Here is a 25,775-nt window from a genome sequence, read left to right on the forward strand (position 1 = left end):
TGGTTCGCCTCGATGGCCTATGTGCTGATTTGCGCGCTGCGCCGCATCGGCCTGGTGGATACACGGCTCGCCAGGGCAAGCTGCGCCACCATCCGGCTCAAGCTGTTCAAGATCGGCGCCCTGGTCAGCGTCTCGGTGCGCCGCATCAAGCTGGCCATGAACTCCGCCTGCCCCTTCCAGCGCGAATGGGCCCTGACCTATGCCCGGCTCTCGGCAGCCGCCGCCTGAGCGGCCCGATCCACCCCTCCCGTCAACAGCAAGGAAACAGCGCCGAACCACACCAACCGCTCCAAGCGGCCGACATCCCTTGCCCGCAGCTCAAGCGCCGGCAAAATCGCTGCCGCCAGCCTCGCGCCGAAAGACTGTGTGAGATATCCGGGCTAAGCGCCACCCTCCCCCTTGAGGGGAGGGTGGCCCGAAGGGCCGGGAGGGGTCCGACGTGAAGCGCGCCGACGCCCTTCAGACCACATGCCCTCGAGGGTCATCGCTGCACCCTTTTTGATCACACTCGGTTTTAAAAAAGGCCGAGCATTCTTCGGCGACCCCACCCGACCGCTTCGCGGCCACCCTCCCCTCAAGGGGGAGGGATCTACGCCGCCTGCGCCATGCGCTCCGAACTCATGCGATAGGAGATCGCTTCGGCGAGATGGATGCGGCCGACCGTCTCGCTGGCGTCGAGATCGGCCAGTGTGCGCGCTACCTTCAGCACCCGGTGGTAAGCGCGGGCGGAAAAGGCGAGCTTCTCGCTGGCATCCTTGAGCAGCGACAGGCCGGCGGCGTCAGGCATGGCGATCTCCTCGATGACCGAGGGCACGCAATGCGCGTTGGTGGTAGCGCGGGTAGCGCCGAGACGTTCGAAGCGCTCGCGCTGGATGGTGCGGGCGCGGGCCACGCGCAGCGCCACATCGGCACTTTTCTCCGCCCGGTCCGGCCGGATGAGATCGCTGGCAGAGACCGCCGGAACCTCGATACGCAGGTCGATGCGGTCGAGCAGCGGGCCTGAGATGCGCGCCTGGTAGTCGGTGCGGCAGCGGTCGCCGCGCAGGCAGCGATAGCCGGGCTCGCCGGCCATGCCGCAGCGGCACGGGTTCATCGCCGCGACCAGCTGGATGCGCGCCGGATATGTGACGCGATGGTTGGCGCGTGCGATCATGCAGTCGCCGGTTTCCAGCGGCTGGCGCAGCGCATCGAGCGTCTGCGGCGTGAACTCCGGAAATTCGTCGAGGAACAGCACGCCATGATGGGCAAGCGACACTTCGCCCGGCCGTGCGCGGATGCCACCGCCGACCATCGCCGCCATCGAGGCCGAGTGGTGCGGCGCGCGGAACGGCCGCCGGTCGGTCAGCTTGCCCTCGCCGAGTTCTCCCGCCACCGAGGCGATCATCGACACCTCGAGCAGTTCCTTTGGCGCCAACGGCGGCAAAATCGACGGCAGCCGCTGCGCCAGCATCGATTTTCCCGATCCCGGTGGCCCGATCATCAGCAAATTATGCCCACCGGCGGCCGCCACTTCCAGCGCCCGCTTGGCGGTCTCCTGGCCCTTGATGTCGGCGAGGTCGGGCAGGTCGCGCGCCGCGGCGTGGATGCCGGCTTCCGGCCGTGACAGCACCTGCGTGCCGCGAAAATGATTGGCGATGGCGATCAGGCTGCGCGGCGCCAGAATGTCGATATCCTTGCCGGCCCAGGCCGCTTCCGGCCCGCAGGCGAACGGGCAGATCAGGCCCTTGCCTTCGGCATTGGCCCCGATCGCTGCCGGCAAGGCGCCGGCGACCGCGGCAATCGTGCCGTCGAGCGACAATTCGCCGAGCACGACATAGCCGGCCAGCATGTCGCCCGGAATGGCGCCCAACGCCGCCATCAGGCCAAGCGCGATCGGCAGATCGTAGTGGCTGCCCTCCTTGGGCAGGTCGGCGGGCGCCAGATTGACCGTGACCTTCTTCGACGGCATCGACAGGCCCGATGCATGCAGCGCCGCCTGCACCCGCTCGCGGCTTTCGGCGACCGCTTTGTCGCCAAGACCGACGATGTGCATGTTGACCTTGCCGGGCGCAATCATCACCTGCACGTCGACCGGCACGGCCTCGATGCCCTGGAAAGCGACCGTGCGAACCCGCGCCACCATTTCTTGCCCCCGGATAGTGGTTCGCCCATGCCCTGGCGACCAGGGTGTGAGCGAAGTCAAGGGAGACAACCACAGATTTCAGAGTTAGGCAAGAACATTACAAGAACATGTGGCCGCCTCACAACGGTGAAGAATGCTGCCGGCAAGGACGCGCGTTCATAAGTTGGGCTCGATCGGAAGCTCGAGCGCCCGCTTTGTCAAAAGCTCGCTCGCATCAGGGATGAGATACCCGAGCGTGGATGGCTAGAATTTGTCAAACAGGCGCTCCACCTTGCGGGCGAACATTTCCCTTTTGTCATAAGAAATGCTCTCGACAGAATATTTCGTCAAATAGAGGTGCTTCACGTTGCGGCCGCACATAGTCTTGAGGCCTCGCAGCAGCACTTTCCTCCCCGGGTTTTGCATGTAGAGTTCGGTATACCACCATGGCGACCCGCATGTGGTAACGACGCCGATCCGCCGGATGTTCAATAGCGCCGGCTTGATCGTGCCACCGTCTGCCGGCAATTCGTAAGCCACCCCTGGTCGCCAAACTCGATCGAAATAGCCCTTCAGGATTGCAGGCATGCCCGACCACCATGTGGGAAAGCAGAAAACGCAAGCTTCCGCCCATCTCAACGCATCGATGTAAATCTGCAAGTCGCCGGGTGCTTGAGCAGGATCGAAGTGGCCGCGTCTTTCTTCGGCATGCATCACAGGATCGAACTTCATTTGATGGAGATCGAAATCAACGACCTCGTCTCCCCTGGCCTTGAGGGTCTGAACGACCCGTTTGTGGAGCGATGCCTGGTAGCTGTCGACTAATGGATGCGCATAGACGACATTAATTTTCATGGCGTGGGCCTTCAGGCTTCGGACTACACATACATATTTAGCGATCACGCAACCAACAAGGAACAGCAGGTCAGCGGCGAGGAAGGAAAAGCCTTTCGCTAATCGCCTGGTCAAACCATGAACACTGCAGGAACATGCAACCGCCCCGGTCGCGGTCAGGTTGTGCCCGGTTGCAAAAGCGGAACATGTTAAGACAAAATGAAAACGGTTACTTCCGCTTGTCCTCGACCGCGTCCCAGAACAGGCCGGCGATGTCGGCGCCGCCGAAGCGTTGGACTTCGCGCACGCCGGTCGGCGAGGTCACGTTGATCTCGGTCATGTAGTCGCCGATCACGTCGATGCCGACCAGGATGAAGCCGCGCTCCTTCAGCGAGGGCCCGATGCGGGCGCAGATCTCGCGTTCGCGCTCCGTCAGTTCGGTCTTTTCGGCGCGGCCGCCGACATGCATGTTGGAGCGGGAATCATGTTCGGCCGGCACCCGGTTGATGGCGCCGACCGGCTCGCCGTCGATCAGGATGATGCGCTTGTCGCCCTTGCGCACGTCCTTCAGATAGCGCTGCACGATATAGGGTTCACGGAACATCTGGCCGAACATTTCGAGCAGCGAGGCAAGGTTGCGGTCGCCCTCCAGCAGATGGAAGATGCCGGCGCCGCCATTGCCGTAGAGCGGCTTGATGATGATGTCGCCGAACTCCTTGCGGAAGGCGGCCACTTCCAGCGGATCCTTGGTGATCAGCGTGTCCGGCATCAGGTCGGAAAACTCGGTGACGAAGATCTTTTCCGGGCTGTTGCGCACCCAGGCCGGATCGTTGACCACCAACGTCCCGGGATGGATGCGCTCGAGGATGTGCGTGGTGGTGATGTAGTTCATGTCGAAGGGCGGATCCTGGCGCAGCAGGACGACGTCCATCTCCGACAGATCGGTGCGCACCTTCTCGCCCAGCGAATAGTGGCTGCCTTTCTCGTCGCGCACCTGCATTTCCTCGATGCGGGCAAACACCTTGCCGTCGCGCAGCGACAGCCGCTCGGGCGTGTAATGGAACAGTTGGTGGCCGCGCCGTTGCGCTTCCAGCGACAGCGCGAACGAGGTGTCGCCGGCGATCGACACGGTGGAGATGTGGTCCATCTGGACGGCGATTTTCAGCTTCATGGCGGGTCTCCGGCGGACTCGGATGGGGCGACTGTCTTGCCTGTACAGGCTCACTGTGCGTCTGCCAATCGCGACCTTTTGAAGATTGGCATAAGCAAGCCGCAAAGCCAGGTCGGCCCCCGATCTCGCCAGCCATCTGGAGACAAGGCGAGGCGCCGCGTCATCCAACGGCGGGAAACGGCTGAAGATGTGCGTGAAAACAAAGGTTTGACGCACCCGTCTCGACCTTCCCGAAGGTCATGCGCTTTACCCGTGAAAAATCTATTTCGCGATACGTTTCCTAAAGGGTTTGCTGCCAGTCTCGAAATAAATTCCGACGTCACAAAACAGGGACACCGATGCAAACTTCGTTTGGCACCGGTCAGGCAAACAGGGAGAGCACGGATCTGGCATTCACAGATCCGTTGACCGGGCTTGGCAACCATCGCCGGTTCTTCGACAAGGTCGATCGCCTGATCAGCGATCGTGCCGACGACCCCGCACCTTTTACCGTCGGCATCCTCGACCTCGACGGCTTCAAGCCGATCAATGACCTGTTCGGACACAAGGCCGGTGACGATATCCTGATCCAGGTCGCGATGCGGCTGCGCGCCTCGATGGACGGCTACTCCACGGTCTGCCGCATCGGCGCCGACGAATTCGCCTTTCTCTATCCGATGGTGTTCAGTGAGGAAGCGGCGGCCGAAAAGTCGCGCATGCTGATCGAGATCCTGTCGGCGCCCTACGATGTCGGCGAACGCACCGCCAGGCTCTCGGCTTCGGTCGGCTGCTCGCTGTTCTCTTCGGGCGACGAAACCACTGAGATCCTCATCAACAAGGCAGAGACGGCGCTCTACCACGCCAAGCGTTCCGGGCGTGGCCGCGTCGTCGTCTACACCCGCGAGATGGAAGAGGCGGCCAAGCGCGTCACCCGCATCGAACAGGCGCTGCGCCGCGCCGTCTCGGCCGGCGAGGTGGAACCGCATTTCCAGCCCATCGTCGACCTCAACACGCGCCGCACCATAGGCTTCGAGACGCTGGCGCGCTGGACCGATCGCGACCTCGGCTCCGTGCCGCCAACCGTCTTCATTCCCATCGCCGAGGAGCGCGGCATCATCGGCCCGCTGTCGCAGCTGGTGCTGCGCAAGGCGACCGAGGCGGCCCGGAGCTGGCCGAAGGACCTGTTCCTGTCGTTCAACCTGTCACCCTCGCAGCTCGTCGACCAGAACACCGGCCTGCACATACTGGCGATCCTCGATCGCACCGGCTTCGATCCGCGCCGGCTGGAGATCGAGATCACCGAGACCGGCCTGATGAACGACCCGGCCTCGGCCGCGCAGATCGTCGAAGACCTGCGCCGCGTCGGCATCCGCGTTTCGCTCGACGATTTCGGCACCGGCCAGTCCTCGCTCGGCCGCCTGCGCGAATTCCATTTCGACAAGCTCAAGATCGACCGCGCCTTCGTCTCCTCGATTCTCGATGATAGGCCGTCCGAACACATCATCCGCGCCATTCTCGCCATGTGCGAGGGGCTCGGCATGGATGTGGTCGCCGAGGGCATCGAGCAGGAAGCGCAGGCCGATCGTCTGGTCCAGTTCGGCTGCGCCGGCGGGCAAGGCTATCTGTTCGGCAAGCCGGCCGATGCCGCCGCCACGCTCGGCTACCTCCGCGATTCTTTCCGCGGCGCCCTGCGCGCCAAGGCGATCTGATCGCTGGTCTCGAAGCCGCCGCCAATCCCGATGATGCCACTGTGCGCAATCCGATGCGGCGCATTGTCGTTTTGTCTGACATAAGGCCAGAAATCCGAAGGTTCGCCCTTGCCCGCGCGCCTTGCGTGGCTAGGATGCGCGCCGGTCTGGCTACAGCGCCGCGCCTCCTTCAGGACGCGCAAAGGACGTTGTAGCATTTTATATTTGCGCATGATCCCTTTCCGAAAATCGATCCGATTTTCGGGGTCATGCGCTCGGAGAGAAAAGATATGATGCCATCGGCGAATTTTGCCGACCTGGAAGGCGCTTCGGTGCTGATCACCGGCGGCGGCTCCGGGATTGGCGCGGCACTGACCGAGGGGTTTGTGCGCCAGGGCGCCAATGTCGCCTTCATCGATATCGCCGATGGTCCAAGCACGATACTTGCCGACCGCATCGAGAAGGAGTTCGGGCGGCGGCCGCTCTATCTCAAGACCGATTTGCGCGACGTCGAGGCCTTGCGGGCTTCGGTAGCCAGGGCGGCAGAGGCGCACGGCGACGTCACCGTGCTGGTCAACAATGCCGCATGGGACGAACGCCACGCCGTCGAGGACGTGACGGTCGAATTCTGGGACAACAACCAGGCCGTCAATCTGCGGCCGCATTTCTTCACCGCGCAGGCGGTAGCGCCGGGCATGAAGCGGGCCGGCGGCGGCTCGATCATCAACTTCACCTCGACATCCTACCTGATCAACCATCCCGACATGCCGTCCTACACCGCCGCCAAGGCCGGTATCCTTGGTCTGACCAAGGGGTTGGCCGGCAAGCTCGGCGTCGACGGCATCCGCGTCAACGCCATCGCGCCGGGCTGGGTGATCACCGAGCGGCAGAAGGAACTCTGGGTGACCGAACAGGCGCTTGCCGCCCATGTCGCCAAGCAGTGCATCAAGCAGGTGATGCAGCCCGACGACATCGTCGGCACGGTGCTGTTCCTGGCCTCTGACGCCTCGCGCATGCTGACCGCGCAGATGCTGATCGTCGATGGAGGCTTCCTGTGAGCCCGGAGTTTGCCAGCAACGCATCGGCGGTCGCCGCCGTCGACTGGGGCACGACCCGCATGCGGGTCTGGCTGGTCGACGGACAAGGCAAGCTGCTAGCCGAACGCCGCGGCGATGATGGCCTGATCACCGCCCAGCAAAAGGGCTTTTCTACCATCCTTGAAGGGCATCTGGCGGCGATGGGAGCACCGGAAGCACTGCCCGTGATCATCTGCGGCATGGCCGGCTCCCGCCAGGGCTGGCTGGAAGCGCCGTACGTGACGGTGCCGGCGCCGCTCAGTGCCATTCTCGGCGGTGCTGCCAAGGTGCCCGGCCAGAGCCGTGACATCCGCATCGTTCCGGGCCTTGCCCAGCGGCTGGCCGATGCGCCAGACGTCATGCGCGGCGAGGAAACCCAACTTGCCGGCGCCGGCCTGCCGGCCAAGGGGCGCCAGTTGGTCTGCATGCCCGGCACCCATTCAAAATGGGTGCTGGTCGAGGACGGCACCGTCGTCGGTTTTGGTACCTGGCCGACCGGCGAACTGTTTTCCGTGCTTGCCGCGCACTCGATCCTGCGCCATTCACTCGGCGAACATCCGAAGCCCGTCACAGCAGACAATCCGTTCTTCCGCCGCTGGTGCGAAACCGCACTGGCCGAAGGCGGCGATGTCACCTCGCGGCTGTTTTCCATTCGCGCCGCCGGCCTGCTTCAGGATCTGAAAGCCGATGATGCCGCCGCCTGCCTGTCCGGGCTGTTGATCGGTGGCGAGATCGCCTCGGCCAGCCGTCGTCACGGCGCCGGCGCGGAGCCCGTCGTGCTGGTGGCATCCGGTGCGCTCGCCGCCCTTTACAGTGAGGCGCTCGGCCTCGCCGGGCTTGCAGTCCGGGTCGTCGATGCCGACGAAGCGGTGCGTGCCGGGCTCATTGAAGCCGCGCGCGAGAACGGCATGATCGCCAGAATTGGAGCAGCCTCATGAGCCAGACCGCACCTTTTCCCAAGCTCAAGCGCGGCTTGGTCGCCATCTTGCGCGGGCTGAAACCGACTGAGGCAGTCGCCATCGGCCAAGCATTGTTCGACGCCGGCATCGAGGCGATCGAAGTGCCGCTCAATTCACCGGAGCCGTTTTCGTCGATCGCCGGGATCGTCGAAGCGCTTCCGAAAACGGCTCTGGTCGGCGCCGGCACGGTGCTGACGCCGGCCGATGTCGATGGCCTGCACAAGGCCGGCGGGCGGCTGCTGGTCAGCCCCAACATCGATGCCGAGGTGATGGCGCGCGCCATGCACTATGGCATGGTCACCATGCCCGGTGTGTTCACGCCGACCGAGGCTTTCCTGGCGATCAAGCTAGGCGCTTCGGCGCTGAAGTTCTTCCCGGCGAGCGTGCTGGGTGCTGCCGGTATTTCCGCGATGCGCGCGGTGTTGCCGGCGCAAACACTGGTCGGTGCTGTCGGCGGCGTCTCCGAAAAAGATTTTGCCGGCTACAAGGCGGCGGGCGTGACCGCCTTTGGTCTGGGCTCCAGCCTGTTCAAGCCGGGCATGAGCGTCGACGAGGTGGCCGGGCGGGCCCAGGCGGCGGTGACAGCCTGGGATGCAACGTTCGGCGGAGAGGCATGATGAGCGAAGCCATCGTTTCGGTTTTTTCCGATCATGTCTGCCAACTCGGCGAGGGGCCGAGCTACGATCCCGCCACCGATACGCTCTACTGGTTCGACATCGTCAACAGCCAGCTTCTGGAAAAGCGGCTGTCCGGCGGCTCGACCACCGTCCATGAGCTTGGCCAAATGGCGAGCGCCATCGCCGTCATCGACGACAAGCGCCAGCTGATCGCCACCGAGACCGGCCTTTTTGTCCGCGACGTGGCGACCGGCAGGCTGACGCTGCATACACCTGTCGAAGCCGACAATGCGCTGACGCGCTCCAACGATTCGCGCGTCCATCCCTGCGGCGCCTTGTGGATGGGCACGATGGCCAAGGACGAGAGCAAGGGCGCGGGCTCGATCTACTGGTTTTTCAAGGGTGAGTTGCGCAAGCTGTTTTCCGACATCACCGTCTCCAATTCGATCTGCTTTTCGGAAGATGGCACGCTCGCCTACTACACCGACACTTCGACCGGGTTGCTGATGCGGATCGCTTGCGACCCGGCCACCGGCCTGCCCATCGGCGAACCGAAAATCTTCATCGATCACCGCTCGTCCAAGGGTTTTGTCGACGGCTCGGTCGTCGACCGCGACGGCGTGCTGTGGAATGCCGTCTGGGGCGGCAAGGTGGTCAAGGCCTATTCGCCTGAAGGCGTGCTGCTGCGCGAAATCCCGATGCCGGTGACGCAGCCATCCTGTCCGGCCTTCGTCGGCAAGAACGCCGACCGGCTGGCGGTGACTTCCGCCTGGAAGGGTAAGGACGAGAAGCAGCGCCAGCTCGATCCGCAGGCGGGCATGACCTTCCTGCTCGACATCAAGGTCAACGGCCGCTTCGAGCCGCGCGTGCTGATCGCCTGAACTGCATTCTGCGGTCGGCCCGTGTGCTGTCGTGCAGGCGCCCGCGCCGTGTCGGTTTCGCGAGAGCCTGACGCCTTCACCGTGCGATGGTAGGCGATCGCACCGCCGGGAAGCGTTAATTTCATGCCGAGCCGCAAGCCAAGACTGATCCTCGTCCATGAGCCGGAAAAGGCCTGTTTCGACCGTCTGGTCGCCGACGGTCATGCACCAGAGCGCGCTGCTGAGATCGCCTCCTATCTGGCGCAGTCGACCGATTTCGCCCCTGAATTCGAAGCACTCGGCCGCGCCTGCCAGGCACGCGGCCTGTCTTTCGCGCCGGTGGCGCTTGACGAGGCTGCAGGCGTGCTCGCCGGCGAGGATCCCGGCACGACGCTGGTCTGGACGCTGACCGATGGCATCGCCTATTTCCGAGGCGGCGCGGCACCCGCTTTGGCGAGACTGGGCGGGTTCAAGACGATCGGCGCCGACGATGCGCTGTTCGCGCTTTGCCAGGACAAGTTCCGCTCCGGCGCCGTGCTTGGCGCGCTCGGCTTGCCGGTGCCGCGGGCCGGGCTTGCACGCGACGGCAAATGGCTGGTCGAGCCGCCGGCCTCGCCCGCCGGCTGGTTCGTCAAGCCGAACCGGCTTGGCGCCAAGATCGGCATCTGGCCGGATTCGCGCTGCAGCGACCTCGGCCACGCGCTGGAACTCAGCCGGCGTGTGTTCGCCGCTTATCGTGATGACGTCGTCGTCCAGCCCTATGTCGCCGGCCGCAATGTGCGCGCCAGTTTTCTCGGCCTGGTGCCGGGCGCAGGGGTCGAAGCGCTCGGCGTGGCCTTTGTCGATTCAGGCGCGGATTTCCAGACTATGGCGGACAGCCTGGCACTCTACGGCGACACCGGCGAGGCGGCGAAGGCGGCGGGACATTATGCCGAACCGGAACTCGTTGCGGTTGCCGACAGCCAGCCGGTCGCCGACGCCAGGATTCGCGTGATCGCCGAGCGGCTGATGAGCGGGCTCGGCCTGCGCGACGTTTTTTCGATCGATTTCAGGGTCGAGGCCAACGACACCGTCCATCTCATCGAGTTCGAGGTCTGCCCCGGCCTGCCCTGCTTCGATTTCCGCGCCTATTGCCGCCAGCAATGGGGCCTCGAACTCGTTGACGCCATGGCCGAAACCGCGGCAAGCCGGCTGATCGGCCAGCAGCGCTGCGTTTAGACGGCCCAACCGAACGCCACCAAGCGGAAGCGCTCGCCAGTGACGAGCACTCGCCACGCCACGAGAGCTGTTAACTCACGGAATAGCGTAGGCGGCCCGATCGGCGGGACCTATCCCTACGGCATTCGCTCGAACGCCTGCAAAGACGGATCCATCCTGTCCCAGTCATGGCCGCGGATCGTGTAGGTGACCACCTGCGGTTCGAAAACACTGGGGTCGTCGAGGCTGGTCGCATTGATCGCTATGAACTCCGGCATGGCGACGAATGTCAGGTAGACTGGCGTTCCGCATGTTGGGCAGAAGGCGTGGATCTTTTCGTTGCCGCTGGCGCCCGCCACGCGCCATGTGCTCGCCTCGCCGGTGATTGCCATATCGGCGCGCCGGCCGAAGGTCATGTAGGATCCGTGGCCCGTGCCGCTACGCTTTTGGCAATCGATGCATTGGCAGTGGTTCTGGAAGATCGGCTCGCCGCTGGCTTCATAGCGGATCGCGCCGCATGCACAGCCGCCGGTATAGCGCTTGGTCATTGTCATTCTCCGCTGGCTTTGGTTCTGCGTGATTCGAGCGACATCAAGCCGATTTCGGCTTGGCGGAAATGTCGATGCCGCTGCCGGTTTCGAGGAAAGATTTCAGGCTGGACAGCACCGCTGGCCATCCCTGGCTGATGCCTTTCGCCATGCCGCTGCCGGCTTCGAGTTCGTCATGGGTGACGGTCAGCCGCACCATGGTGTCGTATTCCTCGATGCCGAACGTTACCCGGCTGTACTTCGACGGATCGTCGGCCTGCGAGGCGTTCGCCCAGGTGATGACGAGACGGGTCGGCGGCGAGATCTCGACGACCTTGCCGACAAGTTCGAGGGTCCGTTCGTCATTGGCGCGGATGTGCTCCCATTTCGATCCCGCCTTCCAGTCGGAGACGTTCTCGTGGCCCCAGTAGCGCCTTGCGACATCGGGCTTGATTATGGCCTCGAACACCTTTTGCGGCGTCGAGCGGATATAGGTCACGTAGACAAAACTGGTCGTCTCTTTGGTGGTCATTGGTCGTCTCCTTCGAGTTCTTGCTTCAGGTCGTGCAGCAGGCTGAGCCGCTGCCGTTCGAATTTCCGCACCCAGCGCTCGTAGACTTCGTGCAGCGGCACGGGGTTGATGAAATGCAGCTTCTCGCGACCACGCTTGACGGTGCTCACCAGATTGGCCGCCTCCAGCAGGTCGAGGTGCTGGGTGGCGGATTGCCGTGCCATGTCCAGGTGTTCGCAAAGCTGACCGAGCGTCTGCCCGTTCTGCTCACACAGAAGGTCAAGCAGCCTTCGGCGTGTCGGGTCGCCCAGCGCTTTGAAAACCTTGTCGGCGTCCATCGTCCCCACTCTGTTGTGGGGTATAATATGCAGGCAAATACCTGCATGTCAACTGGCGCAATTATCCGGCCTCGCAAGATTGGATGCGGCTATTCGGACTCGGACGTTGATTGCGCGACGGGCCGCGCCGGCCATGTACGGACGTAAACCTGCAGGATTTCGTCTGAAGTCCTGCTACTAGCGCTGCAGCAGGGATTTGACAGGATGCCTATCGACGGCCGAGATTTCATCGTTCGTTGGTGGACCATCCTAAGCGTTCGAGATTGGCCGAAGCCTCCCAACTTCGTCATCCCTGGGCGAAGCAGGAGCGAAGCGACGCAGCGCAGACCCGTGGATGACGAAGGCGCTGGGCGTTTGCGCCAATCGCCAAGGTATGCCGTCCGTCACACCCGCGATTCGTCAAAACTGCTCCAGGCGGATTTTAGGCGCCCTCGACCAGGACGATCTCGCCGTCGGCGACCTTCTGGCGAATGGCGACAGCGCGCTGGTATTCCGGCGAGTGGTAGCAATCATGTGCGGCGGCGAGCGATTCGAACTCGATGATGACATTGCGTGCGCGGCCCGGGCCTTCAGCCTTTTCATGCTGGCCGCCGCGCGCCAGGAATTTCGCGCCGAAGCGCTCGAAGGCAGGCTTGGCGGCGGCGACATAGTCCTTGTAGCCTTCGGCGTCGCGCACATCGACGCGGGCGATCCAGTATCCCTTGGGCATGTCTTGTCTCCGAACTTTTTCTTGGGAAATTATGCCGAGCGCATTTCATCAAGAATGGCCTCGGCCGCTTCCCGTTTGTTGGCCGCCGCGACGATCGGTCGGCCGACGACGAGGTGGCTGGAGCCGTTGCGGATTGCCTGTCCCGGCGTCACCACGCGCTTCTGGTCGCCATGGTCGCTGCCGGCCGGCCGGATGCCGGGCGTCACCACCGCCATATCGGGTCCGACGATGCGGCGCACCGCCTCGGCCTCCGCCGCCGAGCAGACGATGCCGCCCATGCCGGCATGCAGCGCCTGTTCCGAGCGCCGCAGCACCAGCGTATGCGGGTCATATTCGTAGCCCGCGTCGATCACGTCCTGCTCGTCCATCGAGGTCAGCACACTGACCGCAAGCAGGCAAAGGTCGCTGCCGCGCGCTGCTTCCACCGCCGCCGCCATCGCCTTGGGATAGGCATGGATGGTCAGCATGGTCATGCCCATCTTGACGATGTTCTCGACGCCCTTGGCCACCGTGTGGTCGATGTCGAGCAGCTTCATGTCGAGAAAGATTTTTGTCCCGCCGCTGGCCAGTTCCCTGGCGAAGTCGAGCCCGCCGGCGAAGGCCAGCTGATAGCCGATCTTGTAGAAGGAGACGACGCCGTCGAGTTCCCGCACCGCCTGCTCGGCTTGCTTCACGGTCGGCAGGTCGAGGCCAACGATGAGCCTTTCCTGCATGGATTGGGCGCGTATGGTGCCGGCAATCATGTCTCGATCCGGGTGGACAGCATGCGCGAGGTCTCGATCAGCGTGCGGCATAGGTGCTCCATCGATTTGTACAGTCTGTCGTCACGGAAATGGCCATCCTCGTCGAAGGCGTCGCCGCCCTCCGGCACCGAGCATTCCGGCGTCACCACCTCCATCTGGCAGCGCACCAGAACGGCGCGCAGATGGTTGATGCAGCGGATGCCGGCAAAGTGGCCGCTGGAGGACGAGCAGAGGCCGGCGACCTTGCCGGCCAGCGGCCGGACCGATCGGCCACCATCCCTGCGCACCCGGCTCACCCAGTCGATCGTGTTCTTGAGCAGCGGTGGGATGGAGCCGTTATATTCGGGCGTGGCGATCAGCAGCCCGTCATGGGCGATCACCAGCCGGCCGAGTTTCAGGGCGTTTTCGGGAACGCCCTTTTCCTTTTCCAGATCCTCGTCGAGGATCGGCAGGGGATAGTCTGCGAGCGAGATGCGGGTCACCTCGGCGCCCTGCATGGCGAGTTCCTTTTGTGCCACGTCGGCTGTCCTGCCGCTATAGGCGCCGCTGCGCACCGAGCCGGCGAAGACGAGGATTTTCGGGATCACTGCCATTGGCCACCCTTGTTCCCGGACAGGTACAGCCAAGGACGGCTCAAATCAACGCATCGGAGCCACAAAACGATCGGGATTAGCAGAAGCCCCCGAACTTCGTCATCCCTGGGCGGAGCAGGAGCGAAGCTCCGTCGCGGAGACCCTGGGATCCATGCCGCGACTGTGGTCGGAGAGTGCCGCGGTTCAGAATCTTGCACCGTAGCGGCGCCCGGAAGTCGCGGCATGGATCCTCGGGTCTGCGCCGCGTCGCTGCGCTCCTTGCTCCGCCCGTGGATGACGAAGTGAGAGATGTTACCGCCAATCGCCAAGGTATGCAGCCAGCGCTAGGAACCGCGAACGATTGTGCGTCGAGGAACCTAATGCGCTCCACGCCGGTATATCCACAGCTGCGTCGGGGGGATGTTGCGGATGACGAAATGGAAATGCTCGACGCTGTAGTCGCCGCGGCCGGCCGGGATCGGCGACATCGGGCCATAGGTCAGCTGCACGATCGGCCGTCCGGCCGGGATGCGGTCGAGCAGGCTCTCGATATAGGCGATGCGCTGGGCGACCGGGAAATTGAGCAACGGCACGCCGGAAACGACGGAATCGAAGATCATCCCGCTCTTCTCGCCAAGCGTGGCGTTGAGGTTGAAGGCATCGCCCTCGATGACATTGACGCCGGGATAGAGCCGCCGCAGGTGGCGCACGAAATCCGTGGAATATTCGACCGCGTAGAGATTTTCGGGCCGCACGCCCTGGGCCAGGATGGCGCGGGTGATGACACCGGTGCCGGGACCGACCTCAAGCACCGGCAGGCCGGATTTCGGGTTGACGATCGAGGCCATCTTGCGCGCAGTGATCGAACTGGTCGGCACGATCGAGCCGACCGTCTTCGGCTTGTCGATCCAGCCCTTGAAGAATTTGAGCTCGTCGTCGAACTTTTCGGCAAGCGCCTTGCGCAGTCCGGGACGTGTCATGCAAGCTCTCCTCAGCGCTCCCCTTCAAGTTACTTAACACTTGAGCGGCGCAAGGCAAGGCGCGGCCAGGCGCATGTCGTGGATAAGATAATTTTCGTCGCGTCTCAAGACACGGTGTGGGTCACGATTTTCGCGGCCCAAACCGGTTTCCGCTGCTGGCCAACGTGCATCAACGCTCGCCGAAGGACTCGAAAAAATCCTTCATGCGGGTGAAAAAGCCGCTCGATTGGGGCGAATTGTCCTGCGAGGAGAGCTGTTCGAACTCCTCCAGCAGCTCGCGCTGGCGGCGGGTCAGGTTCTGCGGCGTCTCGACCGCGGTCTGGATATAGAGATCGCCGATATTGGGCTGGCGCAGCACCGGCATGCCCTTGCCCTTGAGGCGGAACTGGCGCCCGTTCTGGGTGCCTTCCGGCACTTTCACCTTGGTCTGCGTGCCATCCAGCGTCGTCACCTCGAAGGAACCGCCAAGGGCGGCCGTCGTCATCGAGATCGGCACCTTGCAGTAGAGATCGGCGCCGTCGCGCTGGAAGAATTCGTGCGGCTTGACCGCCAGGAAAATGTAGAGGTCGCCCGACGGCCCGCCACGCAGGCCGGCCTCGCCTTCATTGGCAAGGCGGATGCGGGTGCCGTCCTCGATGCCGGCCGGGATGTTGACCGACAGCGAACGCTCCTCGGTGACGCGGCCCTGGCCGGCGCATTTCGGGCATGGGTCCTTGATCGTCTGGCCGCGCCCCTGGCATTGCGGGCAGGTGCGTTCGATCGAGAAGAAGCCTTGCGTGGCGCGCACCTTGCCGTGGCCGTTGCACATCGAGCAGGTGACGGGCTGGGTGCCGGGCTTGGCGCCGCTGCCCGAACATTCAGAGCAGGAGATCGACGCCGGCACGCGAATCTGCGCGGTCTTGCCGGCAAAAGCTTCTTCCAGCGAGATTTCCATATTGTAGCGCAGGTCGGCGCCACGTTCGCGGCCGCCCGACGAGCGGCGCTGGCGCCCGCCCATCATGTCGCCGAAGATATCCTCGAAGATGTCGGCGAAGCCGCCGGCGCCAAAGCCTTGCGCGCCGCCATTCATGCCGCCCTGTTCGAAGGCGGCGTGGCCGAAACGGTCATAGGCCGCACGCTTCTGCGGGTCCTTCAGCGTCTCGTAGGCTTCGTTGATTTCCTTGAATTTGTGCTCGCAGGAATGATCGCCGGGGTTGCGGTCGGGATGGAACTGCATGGCGAGCTTGCGGAAAGCGCTCTTGAGCTCCTTCTCATCGGCACCTTTTTGGACGCCCAGCGTCTCGTAGAAATCAGCTTTCATTTTTTCCCGCTGTCCGGATGCTCAACGTCTTCAAGCATTGTTGCGTCTCTTGCCGGCACTGACGCTTCGATTTAGGTGCGATGGAACCGCGATGCCAGTGTCGACGCGGCTTTGCCCGCATTTTTTCGGCGTGGTCCGCTGTTTTTCCGCAAAGGGTTGCAAAAAAGCCCGGCTCTGCGCCGGGCTTTTCGCACTATCTTGCCGTCAAACGGTTCAGGCCGACTTCTTCTTGTCGTCATCCTCGTCGATTTCCTCGAAATCGGCGTCGACGACGTCACTGTCCTTGGCGGCGTCCGCCTTGGCGTCGGCTTCCGCCGCTTCCTTCTGCGAAGCCTCGTACATGGCCTGGCCAAGCTTCATCGAAGCCTCGGCAAGCGCCTGCGACTTGGCCTCGATGTCGGCCGCGTCATCGCCCTCGGTTGCGGTCTTCAGCGCCGCGATCGCATCGGAGATCGCCGTGCGCTCGGTTTCCGAAACCTTGTCGCCATATTCCTTCAGCGACTTCTCCGAGGAATGCAGCAGCGCTTCGGCCTGGTTGCGGGCCTCGACTAGCGCACGCCGCTTCTTGTCGGTCTCGGCATTGGCCTCGGCGTCCTTGACCATCTTCTCGATGTCGGCGTCCGAAAGACCGCCCGATGCCTGGATGCGGATCTGGTGCTCCTTGCCGGTGCCCTTGTCCTTGGCCGAAACGTTGACGATGCCGTTGGCGTCGATGTCGAAGGTGACCTCGATCTGCGGCACCCCCCGCGGCGCCGGCGGGATGCCGACCAGGTCGAACTGGCCGAGCGCCTTGTTGTCGGCGGCCATTTCGCGTTCACCCTGGAAGACCCGGATGGTCACGGCCGACTGACTGTCCTCGGCCGTCGAGAACACCTGGCTCTTCTTGGTCGGGATCGTCGTGTTGCGCTCGATCAGGCGGGTGAACACGCCACCCAGCGTCTCGATGCCGAGCGACAGTGGCGTCACGTCGAGCAAAAGCACGTCCTTGACGTCGCCCTGCAGCACGCCGGCCTGGATGGCGGCGCCGAGAGCGACGACCTCGTCCGGATTGACGCCCTTGTGCGGCTCCTTGCCGAAGAACTGCTTCACGATCTCCTGGATCTTGGGCATGCGGGTCATGCCGCCGACCAGAACGACCTCGTCGATCTCGCCGGCTTTCAGGCCGGCATCCTTGAGCGCCGCCTTGCAAGGGGCAATCGTGCGCTGGACGAGGTCGTCGACCAGCTGCTCGAACTTGGCGCGCGTCAGCTTCAGCGTCAGGTGCTTCGGGCCGGTCGCGTCGGCGGTGATGAAGGGCAGGTTGATTTCGGTCTGGGTGGTCGACGACAGCTCGATCTTGGCCTTTTCAGCCGCCTCCTTGAGGCGCTGCAGGGCGAGCTTGTCGTTCTTCAGGTCGATGCCCTGTTCCTTCTTGAACTCGGCCGCCAGGTACTCGACCAGACGCATGTCGAAATCCTCGCCGCCGAGGAAGGTGTCGCCATTGGTCGACTTGACCTCGAACACGCCGTCGCCGATTTCGAGCACCGAAATATCGAACGTGCCGCCGCCAAGGTCATAGACGGCAATGGTCTTGCCTTCCTTCTTGTCGAGGCCATAGGCAAGCGCCGCAGCCGTCGGCTCATTGATGATGCGCAGCACTTCGAGGCCGGCGATCTTGCCGGCATCCTTGGTTGCCTGGCGCTGGGCGTCGTTGAAATAGGCCGGAACGGTGATAACTGCCTTCTCGACCTTCTCGCCGAGATAGGCTTCCGCCGTTTCCTTCATCTTCTGCAGGATCATGGCCGAAATCTGCGAGGGCGACTGCTTCCTGCCGCCGGCCTCGACCCAGGCATCGCCATTGTCGCCCTTGACGATCTTGTAGGGGACAAGCTTCTTGTCCTTCTCCGTCACCGGATCGTCATAGCGGCGGCCGATCAGGCGCTTGACCGCGAAGATGGTGTTTTCAGGATTGGTGACCGCCTGGCGCTTGGCCGGCTGGCCGACGAGACGTTCGTCGTCACCGCTGATGGCGACGATGGAAGGCGTCGTGCGCGCGCCTTCCGCATTCTCGATTACCTTCGGCTCCTTGCCATCCATGATGGCGATACAGGAGTTGGTGGTGCCGAGATCGATACCGATTACTTTTGCCATTTTTCTAGTCTCTCCGCTAAGCAGGCTCTCAGGACCCGTACAGGCATTCCGACGAAAGCCCCTGTTCACAAGAAATCCCGTTCCGGCAACCGGCATTCCGGCGCCGAACGGCTTGGCGCGTATATAAGAACAGGCTGCATCGCGCGCAAGCATTCTGCGCAAGGCTTCCATGAACCTTTCCACTTCCGCCTGCGACTGATCTCCAGGTGCCGCATGGTGCGGCCCGGAAAGGAAGCCCCCATGACCAATAACCCAGAGGCTCTGCGGTCTCCGGGAACAACAGAAGTTCGGCGCGACCACCGCCTTCGGGACGGAGTCGATGCGCTGGGCTTTCCGCTGATTCCGTTGACCCTGCGTAAGAGCAGGCGTATCGTGACAATGAGGAAAGCAGACAATTCGATCGGGGAAGAACGAGCCGGACCGCCGCGCCTTGCCCTGATTTGCGCGGCCAGACCGGCCATTTCCCCCGTCGACTACGGGGGGAATGTCATGTCTCGCATCCGCGGCTTGTTCGTGTCGTCTCTTGATGGACATTTGCATCGTGCCGCACATGTCGGCGGCGCATTGCTGGCGCTGACGCTCAGCGCCAGCCTGTGGCAGGGCAGCGCCGCGCAGGCGCAGGAAACCCAGATCATCTATCCCGGTTCCATGGCGGTGACCGGATTTTCCGGCACCATCATTCCCAATTTCGACGAGGGATTGCCGCCCGGCGTCGATCCGGTCGACGAAACCTTCATCGACGCCACGCGCGCCACCTTGCGCGTGTTCGACGTCTCGCATCTGGGCGGGCCAGCCGCCGGCCAGCTCGTCAATACGCCGCCGCCTTTCGAGGTGACGGCAGAGCAGATCGGCCAGGTCTTCGGCGTCACCTATGATGACGGCGTTCCATGGGGCATTCCAAATCTCTATGCCGGGGCCACCTCGCTGCACGGCATCCGCATCGTCACGCCTGATACGGACGATGATGGCAGGCCGGAGCGGCAGCGCCGTGGCGCGGCTGGCGCCACCTTCATGGATGGCCAGTTCGGCACCGAAAACGGTGGCGGGCCGGGCACCATCTGGAAGATCGACGGCATTACCGGCCAGGTCTCCAAGTTTTCAGACATCGACACCAACAGCGGTCCCGGCATCGGCAATCTCACCTTCGATCCTAGCCACCGCCAGTTCTTCGCTTCCGACCTCGACACTGGCCTGATCCATCGCATCGACGCCACCGGCGCGCTGATAGACAGCTTCGACCATGGCGTTGCCGGGCGCCCGGCGCATGGGTTGGCTCCGGTCGCCGACGACGGTTCGGTGATGGATATACAGGGCGCGGCTTTCGACAGCGAAGACCCCGACAGCTGGGGCTATACGCAGGACGAGCGCCGCATCTGGGCTGTGTCCTATCATGGCGGCCGGCTTTACTATTCGGTCGGCGAACAATCGGAAATCTGGTCGGTAGGCATTGCCCGCGACGGCACCTTTGCCGGCGATCCGCGCTGGGAGCTGACGGTCAAGGCCGACAAGGACTACGCCGTCACCGATATCGCCTTCGACAACAGCGGCTTCATGTACCTGGCCCAGCGCGGCCCGGTCGAAAACCGCTACGACTACAGCCAGTTCGCCGATTCCGGCAAGGGCGAGGTCATCCGCTACTTCAGAGAGAACCCGGACGATCCGGAAACGGAATCGGTCTGGGTCGAAGTGCCGCAGGAATATGCGGTCGGCTTCCCGCAGGGCAACAGGCAGTCGGCCGGCGGTCTCGACCTGCAATACGGTTATGATGCCGACGGCAATCTCGACACCTCGGTCTGCACGCAGACGCTGGTCAACACCGGCGACAAATTGCGCGACAATCCGGCTCTTGCCGAACAGCTCGCCGCCGGCGGGCCGCTCGCCGTGCACGGCGTGCAGATCACGCCGAAAGAGCTGGTCAAGCCGGCCAATGTGCCGCCCTTCGGCTCCTGGTTCGTCGACTTCGACAGCTATTTCCAAGACCCGGAGGTCGAGGGCCATGTCGGCGACGTCGCCGTCTGGCATCCTTGTGAAGGCCGCGCTGGCTATTATGAAGAAATCCCGGGCGGCTATCTGCCTCCCTTCTACCCGCCGGACTTCCCTCCGCCCGGCAATCTGCCGCCCTGTCTCGATGTCGACGACGTCCAGTACTACTGCACGCCTTCCGGCCTCGAGGCCGATCTCTATCTCCATGACCATGCCGGCTTCGGCGGCGATTCGATCAAGGCCCAGTCCAGGACGCCCGGCGTCGGGGTAACCACCCGGCAGTCGCATGCGCCCGGCAAGCCCTACACGATCGACATCACCGGCCACTATCCGGGCGACACAGTCGACGTCGGGCTCTGCTTCTACAGGAAGTCCGACAAGGACAAGGGTGGCTACTACCCTTGCTGCAAGATGACTTTGCCGCTCAGAACCCCAGCCGTCAGCTGCGAACGTTGAGGAGGGGAAGATGAAAAATCTCGCACTCTCCCCGTTCGAAACGAACACTCAAACAACCGTCATGGAGACGATCATGAAACCCCTGTCATACGCCAGGCGCGGTGCGCGCTGGCTGATGGCGGCCGGTATCGCGGTCGCCATGCTCACCCCGGTGCAAGGCTTTGCGGAAGACGCCGCCCCGAGCACCCCGGAGCTGAAGCTCGATCTCGACAGTTCGCGCGTCATCACCCCGAGGCCCGACCGGGTCGTGCCCTTCTTCACCAAGAAAGGCACGCAACGAGGCTGCGACTATGTCGTCTATTCGCTGAGCTTCGGGCTGCGCGGCGATCCGCAGGGCCTTGCCGACCCGAGCCTCGAGGCCAGGCTGAAGAAGGTCAGGGTCGACTTCAAGGACCAGCTTCCGCACGGTCTTGAGATCGTCAACGTCAATGTGTCCGGCGACGGCACGGATTCGTCCGGCGGACCGCTGCCGGGAGCGACGATCAGCACGTCGGCAAATCCGAACGATACTGCCACGGTTTCCGATTTCCGCATCTCCACGTCCGATCTCGACGGCGTCGGCGCGCCCAACGAGCGCGTCATCAACTTCAAGATCACGGCCAAGATCGATCATGCGGCATTTCTGGCGCCGGCAATCGTCGACAACCGGGGCATGATCAAGGTGACGGCCGGACCGGGCACCGGGACCATCATCCCGTCGCAGGATCCGAGCAAGCCCGACGACGGCGACTTCAAGACCGGCGTGAAGACCTCGATCAAGATCGATGTCACCAAGTGCAACCCGCCACCGCCACCTCCAGGCAAGGAATGCTTCAAGGTGGAACGCGGCACGGTCGATTGCGTGCCCGGCGGCGGCGCCTTCATCTACCACATGCCGGTCGGCGCGGAGATGAGCGGCAAGTGGGTGCAGGTGTCGACAACCACACCCGGCATCACCATCATCCCCGACACCCAGCTGGTGCCGGCGGGCGGCGGTGTGCTCAATTGGAAGATCGTCGGCGCGTCGCCTGGCGACGTCATCCACCTTATCGTCACCGGCATCGAAACCTATGCCGGTCCGAAGGAAGGTTGGGGCCTGTGCTGCACGCAGACGATCGACATCGTCATCCCGCGCGACCAGAGGTGCCCGCCCAAGGACAAGGAGCCGGACCTCAAGGTCGAGAAACGCGCCGACGTGACGCGTTGCACGATGGGTGGCGGCTGCGACTTCACCATCAGGGTCACCAATGTCGGCACCGGTGCCTACCACGGCAAGATCGTGCTCGACGAGGTGACGCTTCCGGCCGGCTCGACGCTCGATTCAGGGCCCAATCCGCCCTGGGTCTGCGTGCCCGGCACCACCCCGATGACGTGCACCTATCCGGTGACCACGCTCAATCCGGGGGACTCCGTCGACCTCAAGCTCGGCTTCAAGCCGGCCGGGGGCTGGCAAGGCAGCGTCTTGCGCAACTGCGCTACCTATAATTATGGGGCCAGCGGCAAGCCGCTTTTCGGCAGCCAGTCGAACGATCGCGGCTGTGCCTCGATCCCGATCTGCCGGCGCGGCGACCGTGACTGCCGACCGCCGGTCGAAAAGAAGGTCGACCTGATCCTGAAGAAGCGTGCCCGCATCCCGGTCTGCACGGCCGACGGCATCTGCTACTTCGTGATCGACATCATCAACAACGGCACATCAACCTATAACGGGCCGTTGACGGTGATCGACAGCTATCCGGGCGGCGCGCCGTCCTCCTCGACCTTCGGCCCGAGCCCGCCCTGGACATGCGGACCGAATGGCCCCGGCCAGTTCCGCTGCGACAATGCGGGCATCTCGCTGCCTCCGGGCGCCTCGACACCGATCGTTGTCAAGGCGGTCATGCCGGCCGGCTACCAGTCGGACTCGGTGGAGAACTGTGCGTTGGTGAAGGCCATCCCCGGTGAAAACGACCTCACCAACAACAAGGCCTGCGCCAAGGAACGTTTCCGTCATCCCAATGGCGGCAAGCCGACCCTGCGCATCACCAAGGTGTGCAACGGCTCGCTCGCCGGTGCCGCGGTCATCTCTTGCCGCATCACCGTCATCAGCCTTGGCACCGCTGCCCCCACCGGTCCGGTGCGGGTCAACGATGCCGCCACGCTGGTGGCCGGCGGCGCGCCCGTCCAGATCCAGTCCGTCACTCCTGACGGCGCGGAATGGGCGTGCGGACCGGTTCCGGCCAATGCGCTGTCGTGCCAGATCCCCGGTGCCGTGATGACACCCGGAACCAGCCGCCACTTCGACGTGATGGTTTCTGCGAACGGCGCGTTCGAGAACTGCGCGCGCGGTTCGTATGGTCCGGCGCCGGGCGACGACATCGTCTATCCGATCGGCCAGGCCTGCGCCAAGGGCGGCGGCTCTTCGACCATCCGTGTCGAAAAGACCGGCGACCGCGAATGCAAGCTCGGCCAACGCTGCTCGTTCGAGATCACCATCACGAACGACGGCACAAGCCCCTTCTCCGGGCCGGTCCGCATCGGTGATGCGATCGGCGTGGAGGGTCTCGGCAGGCTGGAAGGGGTTGAGATCACTTCGATCGATCCGCCCTTCGGCTGCTCGCCGGAACCGACAAGCTTGCCGCTGTCCTGCATTGCCAACCTGACGCTCGGCGCAGGCGAAAGCCAGGTGCACCATGTCACCGTGGTCATTCCCGACGACGGCCGCCTGGCCAATCTGCAAGGCAACGTCAGCGGCCAGAACTGCGTCGGCGTCCTGTCTCCCGACACACGGGTGCAAGGCGGCGACGTGCTCTCCGGCGATCAGGCCAACATCCAGGGCGATCGCGGCAAAGCCTATGCCTGCCATCCCTTCACCATCAGTCAGGAGACGAAGAAGGAATGCTCGGCAGGCTTCGTCCTGAACGATGCCGGCCGCTGCGTCTGCCCGGCCGGCACGACCTTCCGCAACGGCCAGTGCTCGCCGGGCGGTGGTATCGTGCCAAAGCCGGAAGAGCCGAAGCGCTGCGTGCTGCTCGAAGGCCAGATACGCACCGAGGACGGACGCTGCGTCTGCCCACGCGGAACCGGGCTTGAGAACGGCAAATGCGTCAGGACCGACAAGCCCGAGCAATGCACGATCCGTGGCCAAGTCCACAATTCGGACGGCGATTGTGTCTGCCCGAGAGGGACCGAGGTGCGCAATGGCGCTTGCCGTCCGATCCGGCCGAAGCCTGAGCAGTGCACGATCCGTGGCCAAGTCTACAATGCCGGCGGCGATTGCGTCTGCCCCAAGGGTACGGAAGTCAGGGACAACGCCTGCCGTCCGATCCGGCCGAAGCCTGAGCAGTGCACCATCCGTGGCCAGGTCCACGACGCGGATGGAGACTGCGTCTGCCCAAGAGGGACTGAGGTGCGCAATGGCGCCTGCCGTCCGATCCAGCCGAAGCAGGAGCAATGCACCATTCGTGGCCAGGTCCACGACGCCAACGGCAATTGCGTCTGCCCAAGGGGTACCGAGGTGCAAGGCAATGCCTGCCGGCGCAAGCAGCCGACGCAGGAGCAGTGCGACATACGCGGCCAGGTCCATAACAAGCGCGGCGAGTGTGTCTGTCCGCGTGGGACCGAGGTGATCGACGGTGCATGCCGCAAGCCCAGGCAGGAGGTGGAATGCGCACCGGGCTCGCAGATGATCAATGGCCAGTGCCAGCCGATCATCAGGCGGCGCTGCCCGGAAGGCACGATCGGGCGCTATCCGAACTGCCGGCCGGTCCGCGGGCAACCGTCGCTGGAACTCAATCCGGGCCTGCTGAACCCGAATGTGCTGCAGCAGTTGCTGCCGCGGCGCAAGCCGCAGGTCGATCAGCAGCAGGATCCGGTCCCAGACAGGACCCTGAAACTCCAGCAGCAATAACCATCTGCTCGACGCCAGACCAGAAACCCGCCGGAGCAATCCGGCGGGTTTTTCTTCATGGCTCCGGGGCAAGCGGAAATTGGCCGCAACACGATCGGAGGCGCCGCAACGCCACCCCCAGCCCGTGCAGCCGCCACGCCTGCGCCCTCGACAAGTCGGCTGGAGCGCATTAGGCAGTCGATAGAGTGTTCTGACGAAAAGGGCGCTCGGAAAGGCCGCACCCATGAGCAAAAAGACCCTGATCGCACCCTCGGTGCTGGCGTCGGATTTTTCCAAACTCGGCGATGAGGTCGAAGCGGTTGTGGCGGCCGGCGCCGACTGGATTCATCTCGATGTGATGGATGGGCATTTCGTCCCCAACATCACCTTTGGCCCGCCGGTGATCAAGGCGATCCGCAACCGCACCAAGGCCTTCTTCGACTGCCATCTGATGATTGCCCCGGCCGACCCCTATCTGGCCGCTTTTGCCGAGGCCGGCTGCGACGGCTTGACGGTGCATGCCGAGGCCGGGCCGCATCTCGACCGCTCGCTGCAGACCATAAGGAACCTTGGCAAGAAGGCCGGTGTGTCGCTCAATCCGGCAACGCCGGAAAGCGCGATCGAATACGTGCTCGACCGGCTCGACCTGATCCTCATCATGACCGTCAATCCGGGCTTCGGCGGCCAGGCCTTCATTCAGGCGATTGTCGACAAGGTGAAACGGGTCAAGGCGCTGATCGGCAGCCGGCCGATCCGCATCGAGATCGACGGCGGGGTTTCGGCCGAAACCGCGCCGCTGGTCACCGCCGCCGGCGCCGACGTGCTGGTGGCAGGCGCCGCCATCTTCAAGGGCGGCAGCGTCGAAGCTTACCAGGCAAACATTCAAGCGATCAGGACGGCAGCCGACAACGCAGCCGGCTAACTCACTGCCTTCCCCGTCAATCCGGAGCTGCGATCTGATTCGATTCGTGGGTTCGCAGCCTATCGCACGGCAGAATAGATAATTGCGCGCGTACAAAAGACGGATGATTCTGCGTGCATACAAAACATGTTAAGTTTCCGCAGGTTGTGAGAATACGCGAAATTACAGCATCGCACGCCGGAATGCCGCATATTCCTTTGTGCTAAAGTACAATAGCGTGATCTTCTGCTTTGAGCACGCGACGGCACGCGTTATAGGGTACAAGTACGAAAAGGCGA

22 protein-coding genes are annotated in these 25,775 nt (G+C 63.6%); 10 read left to right on the forward strand and 12 right to left on the reverse strand.

Annotated elements, in window-relative coordinates; all coding sequences use genetic code 11:
* Positions 1-228: transposase (locus NKI38_RS19725; protein WP_352659862.1), on the forward strand; the 228-nt coding region annotated here is incomplete at its 5' end.
* Positions 229-589: 361 nt separating this feature from the next.
* Here NKI38_RS19725 and NKI38_RS19730 read toward each other — a convergent pair.
* From NKI38_RS19730 to gshB, 3 genes are all read right to left on the reverse strand, one after another.
* On the reverse strand, positions 590-2,122 hold the full coding sequence (locus NKI38_RS19730) for a YifB family Mg chelatase-like AAA ATPase (RefSeq protein ID WP_352659863.1): 1,533 nt from the start codon (positions 2,120-2,122) through the stop codon (positions 590-592).
* Between the two features lie 243 nt (positions 2,123-2,365).
* Positions 2,366-2,956 (reverse strand): NAD(P)H-dependent oxidoreductase, encoded by a 591-nt coding sequence (locus tag NKI38_RS19735; protein ID WP_352659864.1) that lies wholly within the window; start codon positions 2,954-2,956, stop codon positions 2,366-2,368.
* 208 nt (positions 2,957-3,164) lie between these two features.
* The gene (gene gshB / locus NKI38_RS19740) at positions 3,165-4,106 is read right to left on the reverse strand and encodes a glutathione synthase (protein WP_352659865.1); all 942 of its coding nucleotides are present in this window, start codon (positions 4,104-4,106) and stop codon (positions 3,165-3,167) included.
* 338 nt (positions 4,107-4,444) lie between these two features.
* Here gshB and NKI38_RS19745 point away from each other — a divergent pair, with 338 nt between their 5' ends.
* The 6 genes from NKI38_RS19745 (at position 4,445) to NKI38_RS19770 (ending at position 10,503) form a co-directional block, all read left to right on the forward strand.
* Positions 4,445-5,794: a putative bifunctional diguanylate cyclase/phosphodiesterase gene (locus NKI38_RS19745; protein ID WP_352659866.1), complete on the forward strand. Its 1,350-nt coding sequence runs from the start codon at positions 4,445-4,447 to the stop codon at positions 5,792-5,794.
* Between the two features lie 269 nt (positions 5,795-6,063).
* Positions 6,064-6,831: an SDR family NAD(P)-dependent oxidoreductase gene (locus NKI38_RS19750; protein ID WP_352659867.1), complete on the forward strand. Its 768-nt coding sequence runs from the start codon at positions 6,064-6,066 to the stop codon at positions 6,829-6,831.
* Positions 6,828-7,787: a 2-dehydro-3-deoxygalactonokinase gene (locus NKI38_RS19755; protein WP_352659868.1), complete on the forward strand. Its 960-nt coding sequence runs from the start codon at positions 6,828-6,830 to the stop codon at positions 7,785-7,787. Before NKI38_RS19750 ends, NKI38_RS19755 begins: the two co-directional genes overlap by 4 nt.
* A complete protein-coding gene (locus NKI38_RS19760) occupies positions 7,784-8,425 on the forward strand; it encodes a 2-dehydro-3-deoxy-6-phosphogalactonate aldolase (protein ID WP_352659869.1) in 642 nt (213 codons plus the stop codon). The genes NKI38_RS19755 and NKI38_RS19760 overlap by 4 nt, the downstream gene beginning before the upstream one ends.
* The gene (locus tag NKI38_RS19765; RefSeq protein ID WP_352659914.1) at positions 8,425-9,306 is read left to right on the forward strand and encodes an SMP-30/gluconolactonase/LRE family protein; all 882 of its coding nucleotides are present in this window, start codon (positions 8,425-8,427) and stop codon (positions 9,304-9,306) included. The genes NKI38_RS19760 and NKI38_RS19765 overlap by 1 nt, the downstream gene beginning before the upstream one ends.
* A gap of 123 nt (positions 9,307-9,429) precedes the next feature.
* Positions 9,430-10,503 (forward strand): D-alanine--D-alanine ligase family protein, encoded by a 1,074-nt coding sequence (locus NKI38_RS19770; RefSeq protein ID WP_352659870.1) that lies wholly within the window; start codon positions 9,430-9,432, stop codon positions 10,501-10,503.
* A 116-nt stretch (positions 10,504-10,619) separates the two neighbouring features.
* Here NKI38_RS19770 and NKI38_RS19775 read toward each other — a convergent pair whose 3' ends face one another.
* From NKI38_RS19775 to dnaK, 9 genes are all read right to left on the reverse strand, one after another.
* Positions 10,620-11,030, reverse strand: a complete 411-nt coding sequence (locus NKI38_RS19775; RefSeq protein WP_352659871.1) for a GFA family protein — start codon at positions 11,028-11,030, stop codon at positions 10,620-10,622.
* 43 nt (positions 11,031-11,073) lie between these two features.
* On the reverse strand, positions 11,074-11,541 hold the full coding sequence (locus NKI38_RS19780; protein ID WP_352659872.1) for an SRPBCC family protein: 468 nt from the start codon (positions 11,539-11,541) through the stop codon (positions 11,074-11,076).
* Complete coding sequence (locus NKI38_RS19785) at positions 11,538-11,858, reverse strand: ArsR/SmtB family transcription factor (protein WP_352608663.1); 321 nt, start codon at positions 11,856-11,858, stop codon at positions 11,538-11,540. Before NKI38_RS19785 ends, NKI38_RS19780 begins: the two co-directional genes overlap by 4 nt.
* Before the next feature lie 421 nt (positions 11,859-12,279).
* Entirely contained in the window at positions 12,280-12,567 is a 288-nt protein-coding gene (locus NKI38_RS19790; RefSeq protein ID WP_352608664.1) for a DUF1330 domain-containing protein, read from the reverse strand.
* Between the two features lie 29 nt (positions 12,568-12,596).
* Positions 12,597-13,310 (reverse strand): orotidine-5'-phosphate decarboxylase, encoded by a 714-nt coding sequence (gene pyrF, locus NKI38_RS19795; RefSeq protein WP_352659873.1) that lies wholly within the window; start codon positions 13,308-13,310, stop codon positions 12,597-12,599.
* Positions 13,307-13,903 (reverse strand): NADPH-dependent FMN reductase, encoded by a 597-nt coding sequence (locus tag NKI38_RS19800; protein WP_352659874.1) that lies wholly within the window; start codon positions 13,901-13,903, stop codon positions 13,307-13,309. Before NKI38_RS19800 ends, pyrF begins: the two co-directional genes overlap by 4 nt.
* Before the next feature lie 356 nt (positions 13,904-14,259).
* Positions 14,260-14,862 (reverse strand): phospholipid N-methyltransferase PmtA, encoded by a 603-nt coding sequence (gene pmtA / locus NKI38_RS19805; protein ID WP_352659875.1) that lies wholly within the window; start codon positions 14,860-14,862, stop codon positions 14,260-14,262.
* Positions 14,863-15,031: 169 nt separating this feature from the next.
* Positions 15,032-16,162 carry a molecular chaperone DnaJ gene (gene dnaJ, locus NKI38_RS19810; RefSeq protein ID WP_352635397.1) on the reverse strand — a complete coding sequence of 377 codons (1,131 nt, stop codon included), beginning with the start codon at positions 16,160-16,162 and terminating at the stop codon, positions 15,032-15,034.
* Positions 16,163-16,375: 213 nt separating this feature from the next.
* Positions 16,376-18,292 carry a molecular chaperone DnaK gene (dnaK, locus tag NKI38_RS19815; protein WP_109667494.1) on the reverse strand — a complete coding sequence of 639 codons (1,917 nt, stop codon included), beginning with the start codon at positions 18,290-18,292 and terminating at the stop codon, positions 16,376-16,378.
* Between the two features lie 213 nt (positions 18,293-18,505).
* Here dnaK and NKI38_RS19820 point away from each other — a divergent pair, with 213 nt between their 5' ends.
* The 3 genes from NKI38_RS19820 to rpe all read left to right on the forward strand — a co-directional run bounded on the left by NKI38_RS19820 (position 18,506) and on the right by rpe (position 25,497).
* Positions 18,506-20,731, forward strand: coding sequence for an NHL repeat-containing protein (locus NKI38_RS19820; RefSeq protein WP_352659876.1), 2,226 nt, complete (start codon positions 18,506-18,508; stop codon positions 20,729-20,731).
* Between the two features lie 10 nt (positions 20,732-20,741).
* Positions 20,742-24,596, forward strand: coding sequence for a DUF7929 domain-containing protein (locus NKI38_RS19825; RefSeq protein WP_352659877.1), 3,855 nt, complete (start codon positions 20,742-20,744; stop codon positions 24,594-24,596).
* A 223-nt stretch (positions 24,597-24,819) separates the two neighbouring features.
* Complete coding sequence (gene rpe, locus NKI38_RS19830; protein WP_352659878.1) at positions 24,820-25,497, forward strand: ribulose-phosphate 3-epimerase; 678 nt, start codon at positions 24,820-24,822, stop codon at positions 25,495-25,497.
* Positions 25,498-25,775 lie beyond the last annotated feature (278 nt).

Origin of the sequence: Mesorhizobium sp. M0621 (assembly GCF_040320745.1) — a bacterium.
In the GTDB taxonomy this organism is placed as follows: domain Bacteria; phylum Pseudomonadota; class Alphaproteobacteria; order Rhizobiales; family Rhizobiaceae; genus Mesorhizobium.